This is a genomic window from Janthinobacterium sp. LM6, from assembly GCF_002002885.1.
GTDB lineage: Bacteria > Pseudomonadota > Gammaproteobacteria > Burkholderiales > Burkholderiaceae_D > Janthinobacterium > Janthinobacterium kumbetense.
In genome coordinates this window covers 1474309-1498732 of the sequence record NZ_CP019510.1, presented here as the reverse complement: position 1 = coordinate 1498732, position 24424 = coordinate 1474309, and the positions used below count along the sequence as shown (strand labels likewise).

Below are 24424 nucleotides of genomic sequence, written 5' to 3'. Positions count from 1 at the left end.
TCGCCAGCCGCGTCCGCATGCAGGCGCGCTGGAAAAAGGCGTAACGATAACGCATATTTTGTTCGCCGGGCGAAAAGCCGCAGTACTGGCGTGACGGGCAGCCACGGCTGCCTGCCGTGCAGGGAAAATCTTCCGCAGCGCAACAAAGACCGGTCGCCACCATGAAAAAACACCTTGGTAATAACCCTTACGGCCCCGAATGACAACTGTTTTTATGGCAGTACGGAAAATATACGGCGCGGTGCAACATTGAAATAATTGCAAATACTGAAACAAGTCAACATTATAAAAAACACTGTTGTTTCCATGCTGAAAATGCATGTGTGCGCGTTGACAGGGTTTCCCGGCAAATGGTCTTATCAATCACGGCAACGCACGATATGCCGTTTGACCCACAGCGATTGCCGACGCAGCAATCTTTATCACCCTGGCAAAGCTGTGCCGCACACAGGCCGGCCGAGCTTACTTTCGGAGTTCTGAGAATGATGATGGAAACAGTGATATCCCGCTCCGTACGCCTGATCTTTTCGGGTAGCGTGGCAGCGCTCAGCCTTGGCATCATGGCTGCGCCGGCAATGGCGCAAGACGCCAGTGTGCAACGTGTGGAAATTACAGGCTCGAGCATCAAACGGGCCACGGCCGAGACCGCATCGCCGGTACAGCTGATCACCCGCGACGATTTGATGAAATCAGGCAAGGCTACCGTGGCCGAATACCTGCAAACCCTCACCGCCGATGGCGCCGGCTCCCTGCCGACGGGCTTCGGCAACGGCTTTGCCGCCGGTTCCACGGCCATCTCGCTGCGCGGCCTGGGCGCCACTTCGACCCTGGTCTTGCTCAATGGCCGCCGCATGGCGCCGTTCGCACGGGCCGATGATGGCCAGAAGAGCTTTACCGACCTGTCCACCGTGCCGATGCAGATCGTCGAGCGCATCGAGATCCTCAAGGACGGCGCCTCGTCGACGTATGGCGCGGACGCCATCGCCGGCGTCGTCAACATCATCCTGCGCAAGGACTTCGAAGGCCTGACCCTGAAAGGCGATACGGGCATCTCCGGCGACAGCGACGCAAAACAGCACCGCGCCTCGCTGACCTTCGGCAAGGGCAACCTGGACACGGATAAATTCAATGTCGTCGTCAATGCCGAGTACAGCAAATCGGACATGCTGATGAACAGCGACCGCGCCGGCCGCAAATGGATAGGCAAAGGCGACCTGCGCCCGTATGGCTATGCGATCAACACCCAGTTCGCCGGCGGCTACATCAATCGCAACAACGATGCGAATGCCTCGCCCACAGGCCTGATCCGCGACCCCGTCACCAACAACTATGTATCGCTGCCCGGCTGCGCCAACTTGTCCGTATCTTCGCCGCAAGATCCGAAAGGCGGCTGCGTGTGGCACCACGACCAGTTCCGCTCGATGCAGCCGAAGATCGAATCGATCAACCTGTACACGCGCGGCACGTGGCAAGTCAATGCCGACACCCAGGTGTATGCGGAAGCGGGCTACTCGAAACGCGACACGGCGTTCACCATGATCCCGCCATCGGTCACGCCGACCATCGCCTTCCCGCCCAACGCCGGCAACAAGGCGGGCGTCATCAACTACGCCACCGGAGAGGACACCAGCATCGTGCTGGCCGCCGGCCACCCGCAAAATCCGTATGGCGTGCCGGTGCGCGTGCGCTACCAGGCCTTTGACGTCGGCGCCAGCACGCGCAAGGCGAATAACGAGTTCAACCGCATCGTGCTTGGCGTCAAGGGCAACGCCATGGGCTGGGACTACGATGCCGGCTATACGCATTCGGAATCGAAGCTGCACCTCGATTACAGCAACATGCTGAACATGGCCGTCGTCAAGGCGGCCTTGGGCGATTCCAGCCCAAAAAACCCGTATTTCCCATACTACATCGGTGCGCAGGCAAACAAGAATCCGGCCTCGCTGTACGCGGCCATGGTGACCAACGCCACCTCCGATTCCACGACCAAGCTCGATATCATCGACTTCAGGGCATCGCGCGAGCTGATGCAGTTGCCGGGCGGCGCCCTGGGCCTGGCCATGGGCGCGGAACACCGCCGCGACAAGCTCGACAACCCATCGCTGTCGGGCACGGAAGACGGCTCCATCAATTCCAGCTATGTAGCCGCAAAGGGCGACAGCAAGGTCTCGGCCGTCTTCCTGGAAGTGCTGGCGCCCGTGATCAAGACGGTGGAACTGTCCGGCGCCTTGCGTTACGACAAATACGACCGTTTCTCGTCGACGACGCCGAAACTGGGCGCCAAGTGGACGCCGGTCAAAACCTTCGCCGTGCGCGGCACGTATTCGGAAGGCTTCCGCGCGCCGGGTCCCGCTGAAAGCAATGCCAATTCGCAATCGACGGGTACCTCGACCGTCAGCGATCCCGTGCGCTGCCCGGGCGGCAAGCAGTTGCCGGGCGCCAATGCCAACGACTGCGAACTGCAAGTGGCAGCCGTCAAGGTCGGCGACCCCAGCCTGAAGCCGGAAAAGTCCAAAGGCTACACTTTGGGCATCGTGTGGGATCCGTTCAACGATACCAGCCTGTCGCTCGATGGCTGGAAGATCAAGCGTGAAAACGAAATCAATCCGCTGCCGTACAACGAAGCGGCCGCCCTGCCGAACGCCATCCGTTCCGACAACAACCTGATCATCAACGGCGTGGTGGTGCCAAATACGGGTACCTTGCTGCTCACCAAGGCACCGTACCGCAACTCCAGCTACACCGAGATCAAGGGTATCGACCTGGACATCAAGCAGCGCGTGCGCCTGGGCGACTACGGCCGCGCCACGTTCGGCCTGACCTGGACCCACATCGCATCGTGGGTGCGGGCCGAGTCGGCCACCGTGCGCTACCAGTTCGCCGGCACGCACGGCAACTGCGATACGTCCAACTGCGCCGGCACGCCGAAGGACAAGATCAATCTCACCGGCTCGTGGGACCTGGGCAACTGGAACGTCAGCGGCGTGCTGAACTACCGTTCGGATATGAAAAATATCAAGTTCGAAGGCGACCCTTGCGCCTCCAAACTGGCGAACGGCACGCCGGCGCCGAACGGTTGCAAGCTCGCCTCGTTCACCACGCTCGATCTGTCCTCCCGCTGGAACGTCAACAAACAGTTGCAGTTGTTTGCCTCGATCAACAACGTGACCGACAAGATCGCGCCGCTCGACCCGCTGACCTATGGCGGCATGAGCTACAACCCGATGGACGCCAGCGGCGCCATCGGCCGTTACTTCAAACTGGGCGCAAGCTACAAGTTCTTCTAAGCGTCCGCTCAGGCTGCCACGCACAGCCTGAACATCCGGCAGGCACAAGTCACTATCGCCGTGCCATCCACACCAACGCCCGCTGCACCGCAGCGAGCGTTTTTTTATTTTGCGCACGAGGGGGATGGCAGCCTCATCAAAAATGCGGCACAAAATGCACCTTCTTTGTTCTAAATCAGTACCTCTGATGCACTGCGTTGTTTAGGCACACAAACCTGTTTGCCACGTTGACAAGGACTTTTGCAGCTCATTACAGTGAATCTCTTGAAAAGATATAAATACTTTTCAATGTTCTCGGTGCGCCAACCAGCGCGGCCGTTCTTGCCCTTCTAGCCAACCGCTTTTCCAGGAGTCTTGAACATGATCAGAGAAACACGCTTGTCCCGTTCCATCCGTTTGATCTGCGCCAGCGGTCTTGCCGCCGGCCTGCTCAGCCAGCAGGTGCTGGCGCAAGAAGTCAGCGATACCAGCAGCATGCAACGCGTCGAAGTCACCGGTTCCTCCATCAAGCGCCTCGTCTCGGAAACGGCGACGCCCTTGTCCATCTTCAAGGCCGAGGATTTTGCCAAACAGGGCTTGACGACGGCCCAGGAAGTGCTCAGCAAGATCCCCTCGAATGCGTCGAGCATGGGCAGCGGCAACGCCGTCGGCGGCAATACCAGCGGCTTGCCCACGGGCGGCCAGGCCAGCGCCGACTTGCGCGGCCTGGGCGGCGACAAGACGCTGGTCCTGCTCAACGGCCGGCGCATCGCCAACCATCCGTATGACGGCGCCAGCGTCGACCTGAACATCATCCCAATCGCCGCCCTGGAACGGGTCGAAGTGCTGCGCGACGGCGCCTCGGCCATCTACGGCACGGACGCCATCGGCGGCGTCATCAACTTCATCACGAAGCGCTCCGTCAACGTCACGAATATCACCGCCGAGGTCGTCGCGCCCGAACACAAGGGCGGAGGCGAGCACCGCATCAACCTGTCGACGGGTTTCGGCAAGCTCGACACGGATGGCTACAATATTTTCGGCGTGGTCGACTACCACAAGCAAAATGTGCTCACGTCGCAGGACCGCGATTTTTCCAAGACCGGCATCATTCCCGAGCGGGGCCTGTCGCTCACCAGCGGCACCACCTTCCCCGGCAACTACTTCGATGCGGCGGCCAACGGCGGCAAGGGCCTGGCCGGCAATCCGTACGCGGCCAGCGGCTGTCTGCCGCCGCTGTCGGTGGCGGCCGCCAACGGCACTTGCCGCCAGGATTACACGCGCCAGATCGACGATCTGCCCGCGCAGGAGCAAGTGGCCTTCTTCGGCAAGGGCGCCTTCAAGCTCGGTGGCGGCCACCTGGCCACGGTGGAATATCTGCATTCGGAAAACAAGGTGAAGGCACGCACGGCGCCGCCGCCGCAAACGGGCTTGATCTTGCCCATTAGCAGCAAATATTATCCGGGCAATGCAGGCGGCGTACCGGCGCAGCCGGGCTTGTCGGGCCAGCCGCTGAGCGTCAACTGGCGCCCCGTGGAAGCGGGCCAACGGCAGATCGATTCGGACGGCAAGGCGGACCGCCTGGTGCTGGCTCTCGAAGGCGAACTGGCGGGCTGGGATTACAAGACGGGGCTGAGCCACGCGATCAGCAAATCGTCCGAGAAATTTACGGGTGGCTATGTGCAGGATGCCTCGTTCGCCGCCGGCGTGCTCAATGGCATCCTGAACCCGTTTGGCGTGCAGGATGCGGCCGGCAAGACTTATCTGGACAGCACTGCCCTGCGCGGCGAGGTGCAGAACGCCAAGGTCACCACCACGGGCTTCGACATCAAGGGCAGCCGCGACCTGATGCAACTGGCCGGCGGCCCGCTGGCCATCGCTTTGGGCGGCGAAGTACGGCGCGAAAAGGCCGACTTCAACGTGAACCGCGACATCGCCGGCCAGGCCACCAGTTCAGGCCTGTCCGGTTCGCTGTCGAAGAGCGGTTCACGCACGATCCAGGCCGTCTTCGGCGAAGTTAACTTGCCGCTGATCAAGGACCTGGAAGTGCAGCTGGCCGCCCGCTTCGACCATTACAGCGACGTGGGCAGCACCACCAATCCGAAGCTGGCCCTGCGCTACCAGGCCAGCAGCGCGCTGGTGCTGCGCGGCTCGGCCAGCACGGGTTTCCGCGCTCCCACGTTGTTTGAAAAGAATGCGCCGCCGTCGAAGAACGATACCAACGATTCCTACGACGACCCGATCCTGTGCCCCGGAGGCGTGCCGCAGCCGGGCGCCAATCCCTTGCGCGATTGCGACTTGCAGCAATTCAAGTTGCAAGGCGGCAATGAAAAGCTGAAACCGGAAAAATCCACCACCTTCGCCTTTGGCCTGGTGCTCGAACCCATCAAGGAAGTCACCGTCGCCGTCGATTACTGGAACATCCATTTGAAGGACAAGATTTCGTCCCTGCCCGAACAATCGATCTACGGCAACTATGAAAAATACAAGGCCTTGTTCCTGCGCAATCCCGACGGTTCGCCCTACGCCATCCTCGACCTGAACGACAACCTCGGTGAAGTGAAGACCGACGGCATCGACGTCAGCCTGAATGCGCGCCTGGGACGCGGCGCGTATGGCGATTTCAGCGTGTCGGTCGACGGCACCTGGACCCACAAGTATGACTACCAGAACGAGCGCGGCGGCGAATTCATCGCCAACGTGGGCCGCTACGCGGACAACAATCCCGTCTTCCGCTGGAAACATACGGCGGCGCTGAACTGGCGCATGGGCAACTGGGGCGCCACCGTGTCGCAATCGTTCAAGTCCGGCTACACGGATCAGAACCAGGTGGATCCGCAGTACCGCCACGATGTGCCGTCCTACAGCCTGCTGAACGTGTCCGGCAGCTATGCGTGGAAAGGCTTGCTGCTGACGGCCGGCGTGAAAAACCTGTTCGACAAGGAACCGCCATTCTCGAACCAGGGCACCTTGTTCCAGAAAGGCTATGACCCGCGCTACACGGACCCGATCGGGCGCGCCTGGTACTTGCGCGGCAGCTATACGTTTTAAGGGGGAATTGCGGGAAACGAGATCAGACGGGCAGCGCTGGCAAGTATTTTCCAGCGGAACCAAAGACGGCGCCATCAGCGATGATGTGCGCCGTTTTATTTTACGCATCTGAGCAAGTCTGACAAGGGTTCACGATATTTTATTACTGAAGGATTATAAAAAAAGCAGGAAAATGTTGCATTTCGTCCAAAAAGTCCGCACGAAATTGACAATCTGAATCGTGAATGTTTTGATGAGGGCCCTGAAAATTTACAGAATTTTCATTGGTGGATTTGTAAAAAGGCAAATAAATTGTTGGCGAGCAACAAGTTATTTCAAAATAATTGCCGCCTTTATCACAATAACAAGGAATTTCAGATGATGATAGAAAATGTAATATCGCGGTCGCTGCGCCTGATGTTTGCAGGCGGCATGGCTCTGAGCATGCACGCCGCGTATGCGCAAGAAACAACAGATGGCACCATGCAGCGCGTGGAAGTCACGGGTTCGAGCATCAAGCGCATCGCTTCCGAAGCGTCGCTGCCGGTGCAGTCGTTCAACCAGAAAGACATCAAGAAAACCGGCGTTACCACGGTTACCGATTTCATCCAGCAAATTCCTGCGATGCAGGGCTTCTCCGTGGCCGCCGATTCGGTCGGCGGCGGCGGCGGCGGCGTCACCACGGCCTCGATCCACGATATCGGCGCAGCCTACACGCTGGTGCTGCTGAACGGCCGCCGCTTGGCGCCATCCAATTCCGGCACCACCATCGACCTGAACTCGATCCCCCTGTCGGCCATCGAGCGCGTGGAAGTGCTGACGGACGGCGCCTCGGCCCTGTATGGCGCCGACGCCATCGCCGGCGTGGTCAACTTCATCCTGAAAAAAGGCACATCGCCGCTGGAAATCAATGCCAAGTACTCGCGCCCTGAAGAAAAAGGCGGCGCCAGCAATTCGATTTCGATCAGCAAGGGCTTCGGCGACATCGACGAAGACGGCTACAGCATCTTCGTGTCGGCCAGCCATGATGAACAAAAATCGCTGAAAGCATCGCAGCGCAGCTTCGCAAAAAGCGGCATCATCAATTTCAACGATCCGAAGACCGGCAAGGCGCTGCAATTCATCAACGGTTCCTCGCGTTCGTCGGCGGCCAATGCCGCTGCCACCTACAACCGTACCGATGCAAACGGCAATGTGGTGATCAACCCGGAAACCAACAAACCGTTCGTCGACAGCGTCAACCTGGCCAATCCGTATGCACTGGCCCACGGCGGCAAGTGCGCGCCAGGCAATATGGACTTCTACGGCGATGGCAACTGCTATTTCGATTCGCCGTCGACCATTGAAATCAATCCCGAATCGAAGCGCGACTCGCTGTTCAGTTCGGGTACCGTCAAGCTGGGCAAGACCGGCTGGCAGGGTTTCTACGACTTCGCCTACACCGAAGCGAGCATCAAGGCCAGCATCGCGCCGTACCCGGCCGATTTCTCCATTTCCCCGGATTCGCCCCTGTTCAGCAAATACATTGCCTCGCAGTTGAGCCCGTCGCAGCTGGCCAATGCCGTGAGCGGCGTCGCCAAGTACCGCCTGTCCGAAATGGGTAACCGCGTGTACGACTACGGCAACAAGGCGACTCACCTCGTCGGTGGCGTGGAAGGCAGTGCATTCGGCTGGGATATCAACACGGCCGTGACGTACTCGAAAAACAAGCAGACGCAGAAATACGTCAGCGGCTTCCCGCTGTCCGACAAGTTCAACGCCCTGCTCGACGCCGGCACTATCGACCCGTTCGCCTACCCCGTGGGCGCCATGCCGGACGTCATGCGTCAGGCCCTGCTCGGCACTGGCTTCAGCGGCACCTACAACACGCAAACCGTGGAAATGAAGGGCGTCGACGGCCGCGCTTCGCGCCCTGTGTTCTCGCTGCCGGGCGGCACGGCCATGCTGGGCGTGGGCGCCGACTACCGCAACACCTCGTTCAAGGTGCAACAGGCGGATGTTGCCAAGCAGGCGCAAATCCTGTTTGACAATGCGCAAGTCGACAGCGAATACGCACGCGACAACGCGGGCGCCTATGCCGAGCTGATGCTGCCGATTTCGAAAAAACTGGAAGTGACCGGCTCGGTGCGTTATGACCAGATCGGCGCCATCGACGACAAGCTGACGGGCAAGACGGTAGGCAAGAAAGAAAACGCCACCACCTGGAAAATCAGCGGCAAGTACTCGGCAACCAAGAGCCTGATGTTCCGCGCCGCTGCCGGCACCGGCTTCCGCGCCGCCAGCATGCAGGAAATCGCCGGACCGCTGGAAGACTGGGGCGTCACGGGCGGTACCTACCAATGCCCATTGACGGCGGCAAACGGCATGGGCGGTCACCCGCTGGCCAGCTACTGCAGTGGCGTTGGACGCCAGCAATTCGAAGCCTTCCAGGGCGGCAATCCTGAGCTGAAGCCGGAAACGTCGAAGCAATGGAGCATCGGTACCGTGTTCGAGCCGATCGACAGCCTGTCGATGTCGTTCGACCTGTGGAACGTGGAAATCCGCGACCAGGTCACGGCGGTCTCCGAAGGCTTGATCTTCAACAATCCAGCCAAGTATGCCAACCTGTTTACCACCAAGCACATCACCTCGACAGGCCTCGACGTGCTGGCCATCAAGCTGCTGCCGATTAACATCGGCAAGGTGGAAAACCGCGGTATCGACTACGACTTCACCCACAAGATGAAGTTGCTGGACGGCCGTCTGACGAGCCGCCTGATGGGTACCTACCTGCTGCGTTCGCGCTACACGACGCCGGGCACCGATGATCAGTGGGAAACCAGCCTGAATCGCTACGGTTCGAACGACAAGGTCAGCTTCCGCAACATCATCCGCGCCACCACCTCGTATGAGACGGCCAAGTTCACGCATACGCTGAGCGCCAGCTACCGCAATGGCTACACGGACAAGGAACAGACGGTCGACGATTGCGCCGTGATCGTCGCCGGCAGCCCTGGCGAATGCTATGGCATCCAGCTGGAAGTGCCGAGCTACACCACCTTCGACTTCCAGACGGCTTACCGTCCGCTGAAGAACGTGGAAATCACGGGCGGCATCCTGAACCTGTTCGACCGCAATCCGCCGTTCACCCTGCGTAACACGGGTTCGCATCAAATTGGCTACAACCCATCGTACTCGAGCGCCCTGGGCCGCCAGTTTTACCTGAGCGGTTCCTACAAGTTCTAAGCTGATTGCATCGGCTGAAAACTGAAAAAGCCCGGAAAGCTTAGCTTTCCGGGCTTTTTTTCATGCTGCGCGCCGCTTTATTCCGCGTCGCCCTGCAGGCGGCGCTGCCTGACGGCCGCCGCCAGGTTTTCCAGCACGGCCACGCTGGCGCTCCAGTCGATGCAGCCGTCCGTGACGGACTGGCCATAGATCAATTCCTTGCCCGGGATCAAATCCTGGCGGCCCGCCACCAGGTGCGATTCCACCATCACGCCGACGATGCGGCTGTCGCCGCCGGCCACCTGGCTGGCGATGTCGGCGCACACGGGAATCTGGTTTTCCGGTTTTTTCGAGCTGTTCGCATGCGAGGCGTCGATCATCAGGCGCGCCGCCAGGCCTTGCGCGGCGATGGCCTTGCACGCCTCGTCCACGCTGGCCGCGTCATAGTTCGGGGTTTTTCCGCCGCGCAAGATGATGTGGCAATCCTCGTTGCCGTTGGTCGAGACGATGGCAGAGTGGCCGCCCTTCGTGACGGACAGGAAATGGTGCGGCTGCGAGGCGGCCTTGATGGCTTCCACGGCGATTTTCACATTGCCGTCCGTGCCATTCTTGAAGCCGACCGGACAGGACAATCCAGACGCCAGCTCGCGGTGCACCTGCGACTCCGTCGTGCGCGCGCCGATGGCGCCCCAGCTGATCAGGTCGGCGATGTATTGCGGGCTGATGACGTCGAGGAACTCCGTGCCGGCCGGCAAGCCCAGTTCATTGATATCGCGCAACAGTTCACGCGCCATGCGCAAGCCGTCGTTGATGCGGAAGCTGTTGTCCATGTACGGATCGTTGATCAGGCCCTTCCAGCCCACCGTGGTGCGCGGCTTCTCGAAGTAGACGCGCATGACGATTTCCAGTTCGCCCGCGAAACGCGCGCGCTCCTTGACCAGCAGGCGCGCATATTCCATCGCCGCCTTGGTGTCGTGGATGGAGCAAGGCCCGATCACCACCATCAGGCGGTCGTCCTGGCCATGCAGGATACGGTGCAGGGCAATGCGGGCGCTGGCGGCAGTCTGTTCGGCTTGCTCCGAGCAGGCAAATTCGCGGATCAGGTGGGACGGCGGGGTCAGTTCCTTCATTTCGCGAATGCGCAAATCATCGGTGCGGGGCATCATTTTCTCCAAAATTTAAGGAAGGGTAAAACATCTGGGTAAAAAAAAACCGCCATCGGTGGCGGTTTTTTAGAATTTGCTGGGATCTCGTTTTGCTGCTACGTGAACCGACCGCTACTCCACCGCCTTTGGGTTGGAATTGCTAAAGTAAAAATAAGCGGTAAAAAAGTGGCGAGCGAACATGCGAGTCATCCGTAAGTGATGAACGACTATAAACCTAAATTGCAAGGGTTGGCAAGCATATTTGTCGGCAAAGCCGCATGCCGCTGCCGTTTTACACTGCATAACCCGCAAAAAATCATAAAAAGTTGCGCGCTGTGAATCTCGCTGCGACTCTGCCCACCCGGCGCCACCGCTGTGCCCGTCGTGGCAACCACGCCACGCCAGCCATTCTATCGACGACAAGCGGGGCACTCCTTGATCCAGGTCTAGTCCCGGCGTCGCCGCACGGACAAAACTCAAGGACGTATCGATGACCCTTGACTGCCTGACCTTTCCGGAGAACCGCATGATCCCTACACCATCCTTGCATTCCGCTGCCTTTTCACCCCCCAGACTGGGCCTGGCACTGGCCAGTGCACTGCTGAGCCTACCCGTCCTGGCGCAGGACGCCGCGCCGATTGCGCGCGTGGAAATCACCGGCTCGAACATCCGCCGCGCGCAGGCGGAAACGGCGTCGGCCGTGCAAACCCTGAACGCGGCCGACATTGAAAAATCGGGCAAGTCCAGCGTGGCCGAACTGCTGCAGACCCTGGCCGTCGACAACCAGGGTTCCGTCCCCACCACCTTCGGCAACGGCTTTGCCGCCGGCGCCTCCGGCGTGTCGCTGCGGGGCCTGGGCACGGCCTCGACCCTGGTGCTGCTGAACGGCCGCCGCGTCGCGCCGTATGGCCTGGCCGACGACGGGCAGAAAGTGTTTGCCGACCTGAACATCATTCCCCTGGAAGCCGTGGAGCGGGTGGAAATCCTCAAGGATGGCGCCTCGGCCATCTATGGTTCGGACGCCATCGCCGGCGTCGTCAACGTGATCCTGCGGCGCGACTACCAGGGCACGGCCATCAAGGGCAATTACGGCAAGACGAAAGAGTGGGACGGGCGCGACGCGCGCGCCGCCATCACGCACGGCTTCGGCGACATCGACACGGACCGCTACAACGTGCTGCTGAACCTCGAGTACAGCGAAAAGGCCGCCATCTGGAACCGCGACCGGGCCGGTCGGGGCGCCGTCGGCCGCAGCGACTTGCGCGACCTGGGTTTCAGCGCGCAGGAAACCCTCAGCGGCGCGGGCGCCATCACCACCAACAATGCGGCCGGCAGCGCCGTCAACGGCAATGTGCGCAATCCCGACACGCTCGACTACTACAACCGCGGCAACCTCGCCGGCGCGGGCTTTACGCGCACCTTCCCCGGCGCCGCCTGCGGCAACTTCACGACTCACCCGCAGGGCGATCCGGGCGGCGGCTGCCTGACCGATGCCGCGCAGCAATACGGGCAGATCCAGCCCAAGCAAAAGAACATCAATTTCTTCGGCCGCGGCGCCTGGCAACTGACGCCGGAGCTGCAGACGTATGCCGAGCTGAATCTGTATCACAGCGAATCGCACTCGGCCACCACGCCCTCGACGGTCAGCGGCTCGGTCGGCTATCCGGGCGGCCCCGTCAGCAATGCGGGCGTGTCGCTGGGCGCCGCCCATCCTGACAATCCGTATTTCGGCACGGCGGCGCGGCTGCGCTACCTGGCGGCCGACGTGGGGCCGCGCCTGTCGGAAGTCAAATCCACCTTCATGCGCTTTGTCGCCGGCATCAAGGGCAGCGTGGCGGGCTGGGATATCGACAGCGCCTTGCTGTACTCGCAGAACAAGGTGTCGAACGACCTGGACGGCTACCTGCAGCGCGACGTCGCCTTCGCCCTGCTCAACCCGAGCGCCACCAATGTGGAGCGGGCCAGCCTGAACCCCGCATATGCGGCCCTGCCGGCCGGCAGCCTGTGGCGCATCGCGGAAAACGCGGGCCTCAATTCGCGCGAGCTGTACGCGGCCCTGTCGCCGCGCATCGCGAACGATGCCAAGACGCATATCGCGCAGATCGACTTCAAGGCCAGCCGCGAGGTGGCCAAGCTCGACGGCGGCGGCCTGGGCGTGGCCGTGGGCGCAGAATTCCGCCACGAATCGACGGAACTCAAGCCCACCACGGGCACGGAACGGGGCAATATCATTGGTCTCGGCTATTCCGCCTACAAGGGCAGCCGCAACGCCTCGGCCATCTATGCCGAGATGCTGGCGCCCGTGCTGAAGAGCGTGGAACTGTCGGGCGCCCTGCGCGCCGACCATTTCACCGACGTGGGCAACTCCTATACGCCGAAAGTGGGCGTGAAATGGACGCCCGTGCGCGAACTGGCCCTGCGCGGCACCTTCGCCAAGGGCTTCCGCGCCCCCAGCGCGGCGGAAAACGGCGTCGGCGGCCTGGCCGCATTCTCCACCGCCAGCGATCCGCTGCGCTGCGCACTGGGCGTGGAAGCGGCCTGCGATCCGGCCTCCATCGCCGTCATCACCTCGCCCAATCCCAAGCTGTCGCCCGAACGTTCGCGCAGCTATTCCGTGGGCGCCGTGTGGGACCCGCTGCCGCGCACCAGCATTTCCGTCGATCTGTGGCAAATCCGCCGCAAGAATGAAATCAACCAGGAGCAAACGGACACGGCCATCGCCGAAGGCCATGTGGCGCGCGACCCGTCGACGGCCACCGGCATCGCCGGCGATCCGGGCGCCATCACGGCCGTGCTGGCCAATTATGTGAATTCGGCGCAAACGACGGTGCGCGGCATCGATATCGACGCGCGCCAGCGCTTCAGCCTGGGCAGCGACTATGGCAACCTGACTTTCGACTTGAAGTGGACGCATCTGTATAAATGGCTGCGCACGGAACAGGACGGCACGCAGCGCGATTTTGCCGGCACGCATGGCAATTGCGACGTGTCCAACTGCATGGGCACGCCGGACGACCGCATCAACCTGGGCGCCACCTGGGAACGCCAGAACTGGCGCGTCACGGCCAACGTCAACTACCGCGCGCCGCTCGACAATGTGCTGTTCAAGAATGACCCGGACGGCTGCGCCACGCACTTCGCCGACGGCACGGACGCGCCGCGCGGCTGCCGCATCGCCTCGTTCACTACGGTGGACCTGACGGCCCGCTGGCTGGCCACGCCCAAGCTGGAAGTGTTTGCCACAATACAAAACCTGTTCGACAAGATCGCCCCGCTCGATCCGCTCACGTATGGCGCCACGGGCTACAACCCGCTCGACTACGCGGGCGCGGCGGGACGCTTCATCAGTGCGGGGGTGAAGTACAAGTTTTGATCTGCATCAACGTGCCGGGCGTGTCGGGCGTTGCAGGAACCGCCGGTGCCTGCAACGCCCGTTCAAGCACCTAGGCCGTGCCGCCGACCGTGATGCCATCGAGGCGCAGGGTCGGCTGTCCCACGCCCACGGGCACGCTTTGCCCTTCCTTGCCGCACACGCCCACGCCGGAATCAAGGCGCATGTCGTTGCCGATCATGGAGACGCGGTTGAGCACGTCCGGGCCGTTGCCGATCAGGGTCGCCCCCTTCACCGGGTAGCTGAGCTTGCCATTTTCGATCATGTACGCTTCGCTGGCCGAAAAGACGAACTTGCCGTTCGTGATATCGACCTGGCCGCCGCCGAAGTTGACGGCATACAAGCCGTTTTTGACGGAGGCGAGGATTTCGCCCGGGTCCTTGTCGCCGCCCAGCATATATGTATTCGTCATGCGCGGCATGGGCAGGTGGGCGAACGATTCGCGGCGCGCATTGCCCGTCACGGGCATCTTCATCAGGCGCGCATTCATCGTGTCCTGGATGTAACCCTTCAGGATGCCGTCTTCGATCAGGGTCGTGCACTGCGTCGGGTTGCCCTCGTCATCGATATTCAGGGAGCCGCGGCGGCCTGCCAGGGTGCCGTCATCGACCACGGTGACGCCCTTGGCGGCCACGCGCTCGCCGATGCACCCGGAAAACGCGGACGAGCCCTTGCGGTTGAAATCGCCTTCCAGGCCGTGGCCGATCGCCTCGTGCAGCAGGATGCCGGGCCAGCCCGGTCCCAGCACGATGGTCATGGGGCCGGCGGGCGCCGGGCGCGCTTCCAGGTTCACCAGGGCCGAATTGACGGCGTCCGTTGCGTATTGTTCCAACACGGCATCGCTGAAATAGTCATAGCTGAAACGCCCGCCGCCGCCGGCCGAGCCCGTTTCGCGGCGGCCATTCTGTTCCGCGATCACCGTCAGCGAGACGCGCACCAGCGGGCGGATGTCTGCCGCCAGCACGCCGTCGCTGCGCAGCACCAGCACCACGTCATATTCGCCGGCCAGGCCCGCCATCACTTGCACCACCCTGGGATCTTTCGCCCGCGCCATCTTTTCCACGCGTTCGAGCAGCTGCACCTTGGCCGTGGCATCGAGCGAAGCGAGCGGATCGTTGGGCAGGTACAGCGAACGCCCGCCCTGCGCAAGCATCCGGCCCGCGATCTTGACTCTGCCGCTACCGGCGCGCGCGATGGTGCGCGTGGCCGCCGCCGCTTCCAGCAAGGCCCGCTCGGAAATATCGTCGGAATACGCAAACGCCGTCTTGTCGCCGGACACGGCGCGCACGCCCACGCCCTGGTCGATGGAAAAACTGCCCGTCTTGACGATGCCCTCTTCCAGGCTCCAGCCTTCGCTCTTGGTCGACTGGAAATACAGGTCGGCATAGTCGACCTTGTGCGTAAACATCGTGCCCAGGGCTTTCAACAGCTTGTCTTCGTCCAGGCCGAACGGCGTCAACAGGATATCGCGCGCCACGGCCAGGCTGGAGAGATTGGGTTCAAATGGATTCATGGCTTTTTCTCAAGATTCAATTTACATGGTGCGGTGGGCGAGCGCTGGCAGCGACTCGCGCACGCCGGCCAAAAACAGCAGGTCGATCTCGCCGCTGACCACGCCCTCGCCTTCGGGCAACACGGCTTTCACTTCGCCCCACGGGTCGATCAGCATGCTGTGGCCCCAGGTGCGGCGGCCGTTCGGATGCAAGCCGCCCTGCGCCGAGGCCAGCACATAGCACTGGTTTTCGATGGCGCGCGCGCGCAGCAGCACTTCCCAGTGGGCGCTGCCCGTCGTATGGGTAAACGCGGCCGGCACGACGATCAACGCGCAATCGCCCATGGCGCGGTACAGTTCGGGAAAGCGCAGGTCATAGCAGATGGACAGGCCGACCCGGCCGAACGGCGTCTCGATGGAGCGCACCTGCGCACCGGGCACGATGGTGCGCGATTCGTTGTACGACTCGGCGCCGCGCGTAAAACCGAACAGGTGGATCTTGTCGTAGCGGCCGGCCGGTTCGCCTTGCGGGTCGTACACCAGCGTGGTATTGAGTACCTTGCCTTCCTCTCCGGAAATCAGGGGCAAGGTGCCGCCGATCAGCCAGATGCCATGCTGGCGCGCCATCTGCGCCATGCCATCCTGGATCGGTCCGCTGCCGGGCTGTTCCGCATGGGCCAGCTTGTCCGTTTCCTGCTTGCCCATGATGGCCCAGTACTCGGGCAGCACCACCAGTTGCGCGCCTCCGGCGGCGGCCTGCGCCACCAGGCGGCGCGCCGTGGCCAGGTTGTCTTCCACGGAAGGCGAGGAAATCATTTGTACTGCTGCGACTGTATGCATCATTGCCACCTCTTCTCCATTCGAACGCCGCGCCTATTTCGCCACGGCCTCCACCGCTGCAGCGGCAGGCACGGCGACAGGGTCCAATTTACCACCATCGAGCTTGGTCACGACGGGCGCTTTCCACGGCCCGGCGATCTGCATATGGTAAGTGAGCGCCTTCATCACGGGCGCGCGCAGGAACAATTGCGCCAGGAAACTGCCCAGGCCGATGACGGGGTTGACGGCCAGCGCGTACACGAGCGGCCCCGTGCCCAGGTTGAATTCCGGGATCACCACTACGTGCAAATTCGTCGTTTCATTGGCGATATCGGCCGTGCCATCCATCAGCACAGTTGCCGCCACGCCATGCATCTTGAGGTTATCGGTGCTCACCACGCCGCGCTTGATGCTGGCGTTGGCCGTGATGCCGTCGAAGGCCAGGCCTTCGGAAAACACGTCGTGGAAATCGAGTTTCAGCAAGCGGGGCAAGGCTTGCAGGCTGAGCACGCCCAACAGCTTGGCCGCGCCCGGATCCTGCTTGAGGAACTGGCCCGATTCCACGTTCATCTCGATCTGCCCCGACAGGGTAGGAATGTCGAGCGAATACGGCAAGCCGTTCCAGGCGATGTCGCCGCTCAGGCGGCCCTTGCCGCGGCGCACCGTGTCGGCAAAGCCGAAGCGGTCGAGCAGCTTGCCCGCATCGACGATATCGAGGCCGAAACGCAGGCTGGTCGTGCTTTGCCCATCCTTGATGACCCATTTGCCATTGCCGCTCAGGGCGCCATCGGGATTCGACAGTTGCAGCTTGCCCACGCGCCACTCACGCCCGCCCGCCGCCATGGTGTTATAGGCTTGCAACTCCAACCGGCCGATCTTCTTGTTGAACAGCTCGAATTGCTCGGCGACGATATCGAGCGAAGGGATCGACTGGGCGCCGCTCTTTCCTTCCAGCAAATTTTTCACGTCGTTGGCGGCCGACTCCGGAATGATCAGCGACGACAGGCGCGCCGTCATCTTGCCCAGGCCGGACGGCGTTTCCAGCCACGTCACATAGCCGGACACTTGTTTCGCATCAATATTGGCTTGCCACACATCCTTCTGGTGCGTGGCGCCGACCACCACGTTTTCCAGCTTGCGCTCGCCCAGCATCAGTTCGCTGGCGCGGGCGGCCATCATGTCCGGCACCACGTATTGCGCGATATCGGGCGCATCGTCGGCGGCGCCGCTGTCGGCGGGCGCCGAGCCGCTACCGGCGATCTCGCTGCCGGCGGCGATCCAGCTGTCCACGTCCAGGGTTTTCATGTTGACATTGAACATCATGCCGCTATCCGGTTCCGGCGCCGGCACATTCACGCCGATGCCGCCGCGCACCAGGCGCCAGGCGTCCTTGCCCTGCTTCTGACGCTGGTAACGCGCGGCAATGCCGGAGCCCAGCGCGATGCGGATATCGTCCGTGCGCAAGCCCGCGCCGTTGGCCGCATTGCCCGTCAAGGTGAATTTCACGGGCAGGCTGTCGCCGGCCGGTTTTTTCAGGGGGGCGGGGAAATCCAGGCCCAGGCCCGTCAGCGGCGACTCGACATTGACCACCACCTGGTGGTCGCGCGCCGTGATCAAGCCGCTATAGCGCGCGCCGCCATTCAAATGTTTCGCCAGGCGCTGCAGCACGGGCGCCGGATACGTCTTACGCAAGCCGTCGATGGTCATGTTGCCGGCAATCTTGACCTGGATGGAACTGTCCGCCTGCGTGCCGCCCGAGATGGCCAGCGGACCGCCCAGCAGGCTGCCGTTCAAGCCATTCAGGTTGACGCCCTTTTCATTGAATTCGATCTTGCCCTGCGTGCCCAGCACGGGCGGCATGTCGTGGAACAGCACCACGTCGTTGCCGGCCAGCTGCAAGCTGCCCTGCACGGTCGATTCGAGCATGCGCTCGATCGGCAAGTGCAATTTGAGGGCCAGTTTGGCGTTGCCCGTCGCTGTCGTTTCATCCGTGAAATGCTCGATCCAGCCCAGCACGGGGCTGGCTGTCACGTACTTGAGGAATTCCTGCATCGGGCCGGCCGCGTTGCCTTCAATGTCGAGCAAGGTGTCGAAAACGGTCAGGTCGGGGATCACGGCTTTGACATTCGTCAATGCCACGCCGCCCGTGGTGGCCGTGTCGCCGCGGATTTCCATGCGCGCCCGCTCGAAAATAAAGCTGCCCTTGATCTTGTCCGCCTGCGGCCACAGGGGCGCCTTGCCGGCCAGCGGACCGCTTTCCGCGAATTCGCCGGGCGCGTAGTTCAGGGTGCCGTTCTCGAGCTTGCCGGCCACGCGGAAGTCGCCCCGGTTGCGCTGGGCCGGCGTATCCCCCTTGAAGGGGAAATGCTCGAGTTCGCCGCGCAGGCGCAGGCTGACATCGCGCGCCACGCCGCCTTCCAGCGCCCCCGTCAGCCAGTGGCGCAGGTGCTCGGGCGTTTGCAGCGGCAGGTAGCGGCCGATGGTGTTGATCTGGAAATTGTCGATCGTGCCCGTGAGGTCGACCTGGCCCAGGTTCTTGCCGTCGAGCGGCATGCGGTGCGTGCCTTGCAAGGCGACGCGCAAGCCTTGCTGATTGAAGTCGAGCTTGTCCAGCTCGACTTGCAGCATATTCTCTGCTTCGAAGGTCCAGCGCGCCTGCATGGCGAATTGTTCGAACGGCATGGCCGGCTCGCTCAGGTACGATGGAAACTGCAGCACCAGGTCCTGCGCATCGATATTGATGCTGCCGCCCTTGTCGTTGGCATCGATGCTGCCGCTGAGTCTATCGAAGCCGGGAATGGCCGGTGCGGCCGCCTGCGCGGGGCTGGTCGCCGTCTTCGCCACGGCCAGGCGCGCCGGCTGCGCATTCAAGCCCAGGTCGATGAGCTTGCCGCGCAATCGGTAGCTGGCCGGCGTCGCCATCTCGCCTTCCCATTGCGCCGAGAAATCCTGCAAGCGCCCGCGCGGCGCCAGGGCGTCGAGGCGCTGGCGCTGCTGTTCGCCCAGCGGCAGCTTGTCGGCCAGCGCGGCCAGGGTTTGCAGATCAAGCGACTTGGCCGTGATTTCCGTGCGCGCCGGCTTGCGCTGCGTGGCGGCAATAAAACGCTCGGACAGGGTGGTGGGTGGCAGGCTGAGGCCGTCGCGGGTTTCCACCGCGAAATTCGTCAGCTCGACCTGATGGCCGTTCGCGCCAAAGGTGGGCTTGCCATCCGGCACCTGCGCCGACAGCTCTTCCTTGGCCGAAATGCGCCCGCTGACCGACAGCAGGTCGAGCGGGGCGATATGCTCGCCCAGCCGCGCCTGCACATCCGTCAAGCCCACGTCGGCCGTGAAGCCGGCCAGGCGCGCGTGATCCAGGCTCAACCAGGCGCGCAGGGCGCCCTTGCCCTGGCTCAGTTCGAATGGGTAATCGAGGTAGCGGCGCCAGGCGGCCAGGTCGGCGTTTTTCAGGTCGGCGTACAGCTCGCCCTTCCACATCGATACATCGGAGATGCGCGTGCTGAAAGGGGGATGCGTGAAGTGAGCGCGCACATCGATGGGCGCGGCCAGGCTGGCGGGCGGCGTGGCCTGCAAGCCCAGCCGGTGGCTGCGCCAGCGGTTGCGCAGCAGCAAGTTGACCTGGGTTAAAGCCAGCTCCGGCGTGCCGCGCGCTTCGTCCGTCCAGCGCACCTTGCCATCGCGAATGATGATGTCATGCTGCGACAGCAGCCAGTCGGCACCCTTGCCATCGCTGCTTTGCGTGCTGTCGATCAACACGCCGGCCACATACAACTTGCCATCCATGCTGCGCCGCACGGCCAGATCGGGCCGCGTAATTTCCAGGGTAGTGAAGCGCACGGAACCGAGTACGCTCCACCACGACACGGTGGCCGAAATGCTCGGCAGGCTCAGCGCCTGGCGCCCCGCCTGGTCGCGCAGGGTCACGTCGCCGAGGAAGAGATTCGGCCGCACGCCATGCCAGGAAGCATAAATACGCGCGATACTGACAGGGTTGCCCAGCGCGCGGCTGGCCGCCCGCTCGATATCGCCTTTGTAATAGTCGATATTCGGCAAAATGGCGTAGCGCAGGAATAAAAACAGCACGGCGAAGGCGAAATACGCCAGCAGCACCAGCTTGATGGTAAAACCCAATACGTGGTGGGTGGCCAGGTTGGCCATGCGATAGGCGGCACGCAGCCGCTGCCAGCGCAGGGCCAATGGCACATGTTCTGTCACGCTTGCTTCTGGCGGTTTTTGCATCAATAAGCTAATAAACTGGCCCGGCGTCAAATAATGGCAAAAATCGTCTGCATTCGTGGTGCGCGCCTGCATCCTCGCGCTTGCTTCTGAGCAAAGCCTCCCTTACCATCGTCCGGAAGAGCACGTACTGCCGGCGGTGTTCGGCCAGCGGCACAATTTTACCGCATCCCCCGCCATTCGCAGCCAAGTTAAACAAGAACATGCACGCAGCATCCACGAGACAGTCACCGATACCATGAGCACACAGCCTTTGATCTCCGCCTCCCGTTTCTACCAGCGCTGGCTGGACGCCGCCCCCGAGCGCGCCGCGCAGGCAGCGCAACTGGTGCGCGCGCCGTTGGACAAGCTCGACTTTGCCGCCACGCTGGCCGAGCAGGCGAACGCCGCCACGCCGCCGCTGCCGCCAGAACGGGCCATGCGCCGCCTGCGCAACCTGCTCGTCTGCGGCCTGATCGCGCGCGATCTGGGCGGCCAGGCCGACTTGAACGAAGTCGTCACGGCCATGACGGGTTTTGCCGATTTCGCCATCCGCACGCATGTGGACGCCATCATGGCCGAGATGGTGGCCCTGCACGGCATGCCGGTCGGCGAGGAATCGGGCGAGGAACAGGCCTTGATGGTGCTGGCGATGGGCAAGCAGGGCGGCGGCGAACTGAATGTCTCGTCGGATATCGACCTGATCTTTGTATATCCGGAAGACGGCGACACGCAAGCTACCCAGCCGGGCCAGCGCAGCCTGTCGAATCACGAGTTTTTCATTCGCATGGGCAAGAAACTGATCGCCGCCCTGGCCGAGATCACGCAAGACGGCTTTACTTTCCGCGTGGACATGGCACTGCGTCCGAACGGCAACTCGGGTCCGCTGGCCGCCAGCCTCAGCATGGTGGAACAGTACCTGATCGTGCAAGGGCGCGAATGGGAGCGCTATGCCTGGGTCAAGGCGCGCGCCGTGACGGGCAATGCCGAGGACATCGCCGCGCTCGACGCCATCGTGCGCCCGTTTGTCTTCCGCCGCTACCTCGATTTCGGCGTCATCGATGCCATCCGCACCATGCATGGCCAGATCCGCGCCGAGGTCAACCGCCAAGAGCGCCTGCATCCGGACCGCAGCAACAACGTCAAGCTGGGCCGTGGCGGCATCCGCGAAATCGAATTCCTCGCGCAAGTGTTTCAATTGATACGGGGCGGACGCGACGCGGAGCTGCGCGAGCGTTCCACGCGCGCCACCCTGCGCACGGTGGCGGACAAGGGGCTGCTGGAACCGGCCATCGTGGAACAGTTGCTTGGCTCCTACACTTTCCTGCGCAACCTCGAACACCGACTGCAGTATCTTGACGATGCGCAAACCCACACCCTGCCCGCGAATGACGCCGACCGCCTGGCCGTGGCGCAGATGATGGGCTTGCCCGACACGCCCACCCTGCTGGCCCAGCTGGAAGCGCACCGCGTGTTTGTCGCCGGTCAATTCGACGAAATGTTCAGCGACAAGAGCAGCGGCACGCCGCCGGCCGACACGGGCATCGACCCGCAAACGTCGAACGACTGCGCCGCCTCGGACCAGCAGGAAGCCATCGAGGCGCGCTTTGCCGCCCTGGGCTTCCACGAGCCGGCCGCCTGCGCGCGCCGTTTGCTGGCCACGTGGCAGGCGCCGCGGTTGCAATCGTTGCCCGAGGCGAGCCGCACGCGTTTGGTGGCCCTCGTCAATTCCGCCCTGCCCCTGATCACCGATTGCTCCGTGTCCAACGGCAACGCGAGCCAGCTGGCCACCCTGGGCCGGCTGCTCGATTTCCTGGAAGCGATTGCGCGCCGCTCGGCCTATCTGTCGCTGCTGACGGAATACCCGCACACGCTCGAGCGCGTCGTGCGCATGGTGTGCGCCAGCGGCTGGGCCGCCACCTTCCTCACGCAGCACCCGATCCTGCTCGACGAGCTGCTCGATGAACGCATCCGCAACACGGTGCCGGATCCGGCCGCGCTGGCGCTCGACTTGCAGCGCCAGCTCGACGACGCGCCCGGCGACACGGAGCGGCAGATGGATATCCTGCGCGAAACACACCACGCGCAGCTGTTCCAGTGCCTGGCGCAAGACCTGGCGGGCGACCTGAGCGTGGAAAAGCTGGCCGATTACCTGTCGCAGCTGGCCGACATCATCGTCGCCGCCACCGTGCAAGCCGTCTGGCAAACCTTACCGGCGCGCCACCGCGAGGTGCCGAAATTCGCCGTCATCGCGTACGGCAAGCTGGGCGGCAAGGAACTGGGCTATGTCTCGGACCTCGACGTCATTTTCCTGTTCGACGACGACGACCAGGAAGCGCCCGGCCTGTACGCCAAACTGGCGCAGCGTTTCATTACCTGGATGACCTCGCACACTTCGGCCGGCATTTTGTTCGATATCGACATCGCCCTGCGCCCCGACGGCGCCTCGGGCATGCTGGTGTCCAGCGTGCAAGCCTTCGAGCGCTACCAGGGCAGCGCGGCCTGGGTGTGGGAACACCAGGCGCTCACGCGCGCGCGCTTTTGCGCGGGCGACGTCAGCATCGGCAAGCATTTCGAACGCATCCGCGACACGATCTTGCGCAAGGAAAGGCCGGAAAACGGCCCGCTCAAGGGCGAAGTGGTGGCCATGCGCAAGAAAATGCTCGATGCCCACCCGTCCCGCCCCGGCAGCTTTGATCTGAAACAAGATCCGGGCGGCATGATCGACATCGAATTCATGGTGCAATACCTGGTGCTCCAGCATGCGGCGCAATATCCGCAGCTGACGGCCAACTCGGGCAATATCGCCCTGCTGCGCCTGTGCGGCGAGCTGGGGCTGATCGACGCGCAACTGGCCGCCCTGGTGGCCGACGCCTACCGCGCGCTGCGCAAGCTGCAGCACCAGCTGCGCCTGCAGGGGCAAGACCTGGCCCGCGTGGAACCGGAAAGAGTGCGCGTGCATGCGGACAACGTCATGCGCCTGTGGCAAGCCATCTTCGGCGCCACCGCCTGAGGCCGGCCCGGGCATGCCGCTTCATTACCTGTCCCGTCTGAGCGGATCGGCGCGCGATACGCAAGCCAACCTGCAGCTGGGCTGCGTGCTGGCACTGGTGGCCGGCGCCGTCAACGCGGGCGGTTTTCTCGCCATCGGCGGCTATACCTCGCACATGACGGGCATCGTCTCGGGCATGGCAGATGACTTGGCGCTGGGCAATATCACGCTGGCCCTGGCCGCGCTGGGCGCCTGGCTGGCCTTTGTCAGCGGCGCGGCCGTGACGGCCATCATGGTGAACTGGGGCAAGCGGCGCCGGCTGCACAGCCAGTTTGCCGCCAGCCTGCTGCTGGAAGCGGCATTATTACTGCTGTTCGGCTTGACGGGCAGTTACCTGGCCACCATGCCCGACGTGCTGGGCCCCGTCACCATCTTGCTGCTGTGCTTTGTGATGGGCTTGCAGAACGCCATCATCACCAAGATTTCGGGCGCCGTCATCCGCACCACGCACGTGACGGGGCTGTCCACCGACATCGGCATCGAACTGGGCAAGATGGCGTATTACAACCGGCGCCACCTGCCGGACCGGATGGTGAAGGTCAACCGCGGCAAGCTGAGAACGCACAGCCTGCTGATCGCCTGCTTCTTCATCGGCGGCGTCAGCGGCGCCCTGGCCTTCAAGCACATCGGCTTTCCGGCTGCCACCATCCTGCTCGCCGGCGTGCTGACCCTGTTGTCCGGCGTGCCCGTGCTGCGCGACTTGCGCCTGCTGTGGCGCTTTTACCGGCGCCGCCTGCACATCCTCCGTTAGCAAAAAATATTTTTCCTTAAAGCAATAATATACTGGTTTTAATGCTAATATTTTTCTGT

10 protein-coding genes are annotated in these 24424 nt (G+C 62.7%); 6 read left to right on the top strand and 4 right to left on the bottom strand.

Features of this window, described 5'->3' with window-relative positions; translation table 11 throughout:
- Nucleotides 1-560 precede the first annotated feature (560 nt).
- The 3 genes from BZG29_RS06590 (at nucleotide 561) to BZG29_RS06580 (ending at nucleotide 9521) form a co-directional block, all read left to right on the top strand.
- On the top strand, nucleotides 561-3287 hold the full coding sequence (locus BZG29_RS06590) for a TonB-dependent receptor (RefSeq protein ID WP_253192804.1): 2727 nt from the start codon (nucleotides 561-563) through the stop codon (nucleotides 3285-3287).
- Between the two features lie 360 nt (nucleotides 3288-3647).
- On the top strand, nucleotides 3648-6317 hold the full coding sequence (locus BZG29_RS06585; protein ID WP_077400285.1) for a TonB-dependent receptor: 2670 nt from the start codon (nucleotides 3648-3650) through the stop codon (nucleotides 6315-6317).
- Between the two features lie 411 nt (nucleotides 6318-6728).
- Complete coding sequence (locus BZG29_RS06580) at nucleotides 6729-9521, top strand: TonB-dependent receptor (RefSeq protein WP_171984948.1); 2793 nt, start codon at nucleotides 6729-6731, stop codon at nucleotides 9519-9521.
- Between the two features lie 77 nt (nucleotides 9522-9598).
- On the opposite strand, the gene aroG is transcribed toward BZG29_RS06580, so the two are convergent.
- A complete protein-coding gene (gene aroG / locus BZG29_RS06575) occupies nucleotides 9599-10663 on the bottom strand; it encodes a 3-deoxy-7-phosphoheptulonate synthase AroG (protein ID WP_077400279.1) in 1065 nt (354 codons plus the stop codon).
- Nucleotides 10664-11171: 508 nt separating this feature from the next.
- Here aroG and BZG29_RS06570 point away from each other — a divergent pair.
- Complete coding sequence (locus BZG29_RS06570; RefSeq protein WP_077408991.1) at nucleotides 11172-14018, top strand: TonB-dependent receptor; 2847 nt, start codon at nucleotides 11172-11174, stop codon at nucleotides 14016-14018.
- Nucleotides 14019-14088: 70 nt separating this feature from the next.
- Here BZG29_RS06570 and tldD read toward each other — a convergent pair whose 3' ends face one another.
- From tldD to BZG29_RS06555, 3 genes are read right to left on the bottom strand one after another with little or no spacing between them, the layout of a single operon-like run.
- Complete coding sequence (gene tldD, locus BZG29_RS06565; protein ID WP_077400276.1) at nucleotides 14089-15549, bottom strand: metalloprotease TldD; 1461 nt, start codon at nucleotides 15547-15549, stop codon at nucleotides 14089-14091.
- A gap of 21 nt (nucleotides 15550-15570) precedes the next feature.
- Nucleotides 15571-16344: a carbon-nitrogen hydrolase family protein gene (locus BZG29_RS06560; RefSeq protein WP_253192803.1), complete on the bottom strand. Its 774-nt coding sequence runs from the start codon at nucleotides 16342-16344 to the stop codon at nucleotides 15571-15573.
- Nucleotides 16345-16401: 57 nt separating this feature from the next.
- Nucleotides 16402-20562: a YhdP family protein gene (locus tag BZG29_RS06555; RefSeq protein WP_366928701.1), complete on the bottom strand. Its 4161-nt coding sequence runs from the start codon at nucleotides 20560-20562 to the stop codon at nucleotides 16402-16404.
- A 259-nt stretch (nucleotides 20563-20821) separates the two neighbouring features.
- On the opposite strand from BZG29_RS06555, the gene glnE reads away from it, so the two are divergent.
- Nucleotides 20822-23575 carry a bifunctional [glutamate--ammonia ligase]-adenylyl-L-tyrosine phosphorylase/[glutamate--ammonia-ligase] adenylyltransferase gene (gene glnE / locus BZG29_RS06550; RefSeq protein ID WP_253192802.1) on the top strand — a complete coding sequence of 918 codons (2754 nt, stop codon included), beginning with the start codon at nucleotides 20822-20824 and terminating at the stop codon, nucleotides 23573-23575.
- Nucleotides 23576-23588: 13 nt separating this feature from the next.
- Nucleotides 23589-24365, top strand: a complete 777-nt coding sequence (locus BZG29_RS06545) for a YoaK family protein (protein WP_077400270.1) — start codon at nucleotides 23589-23591, stop codon at nucleotides 24363-24365.
- Nucleotides 24366-24424: the final 59 nt, after the last annotated feature.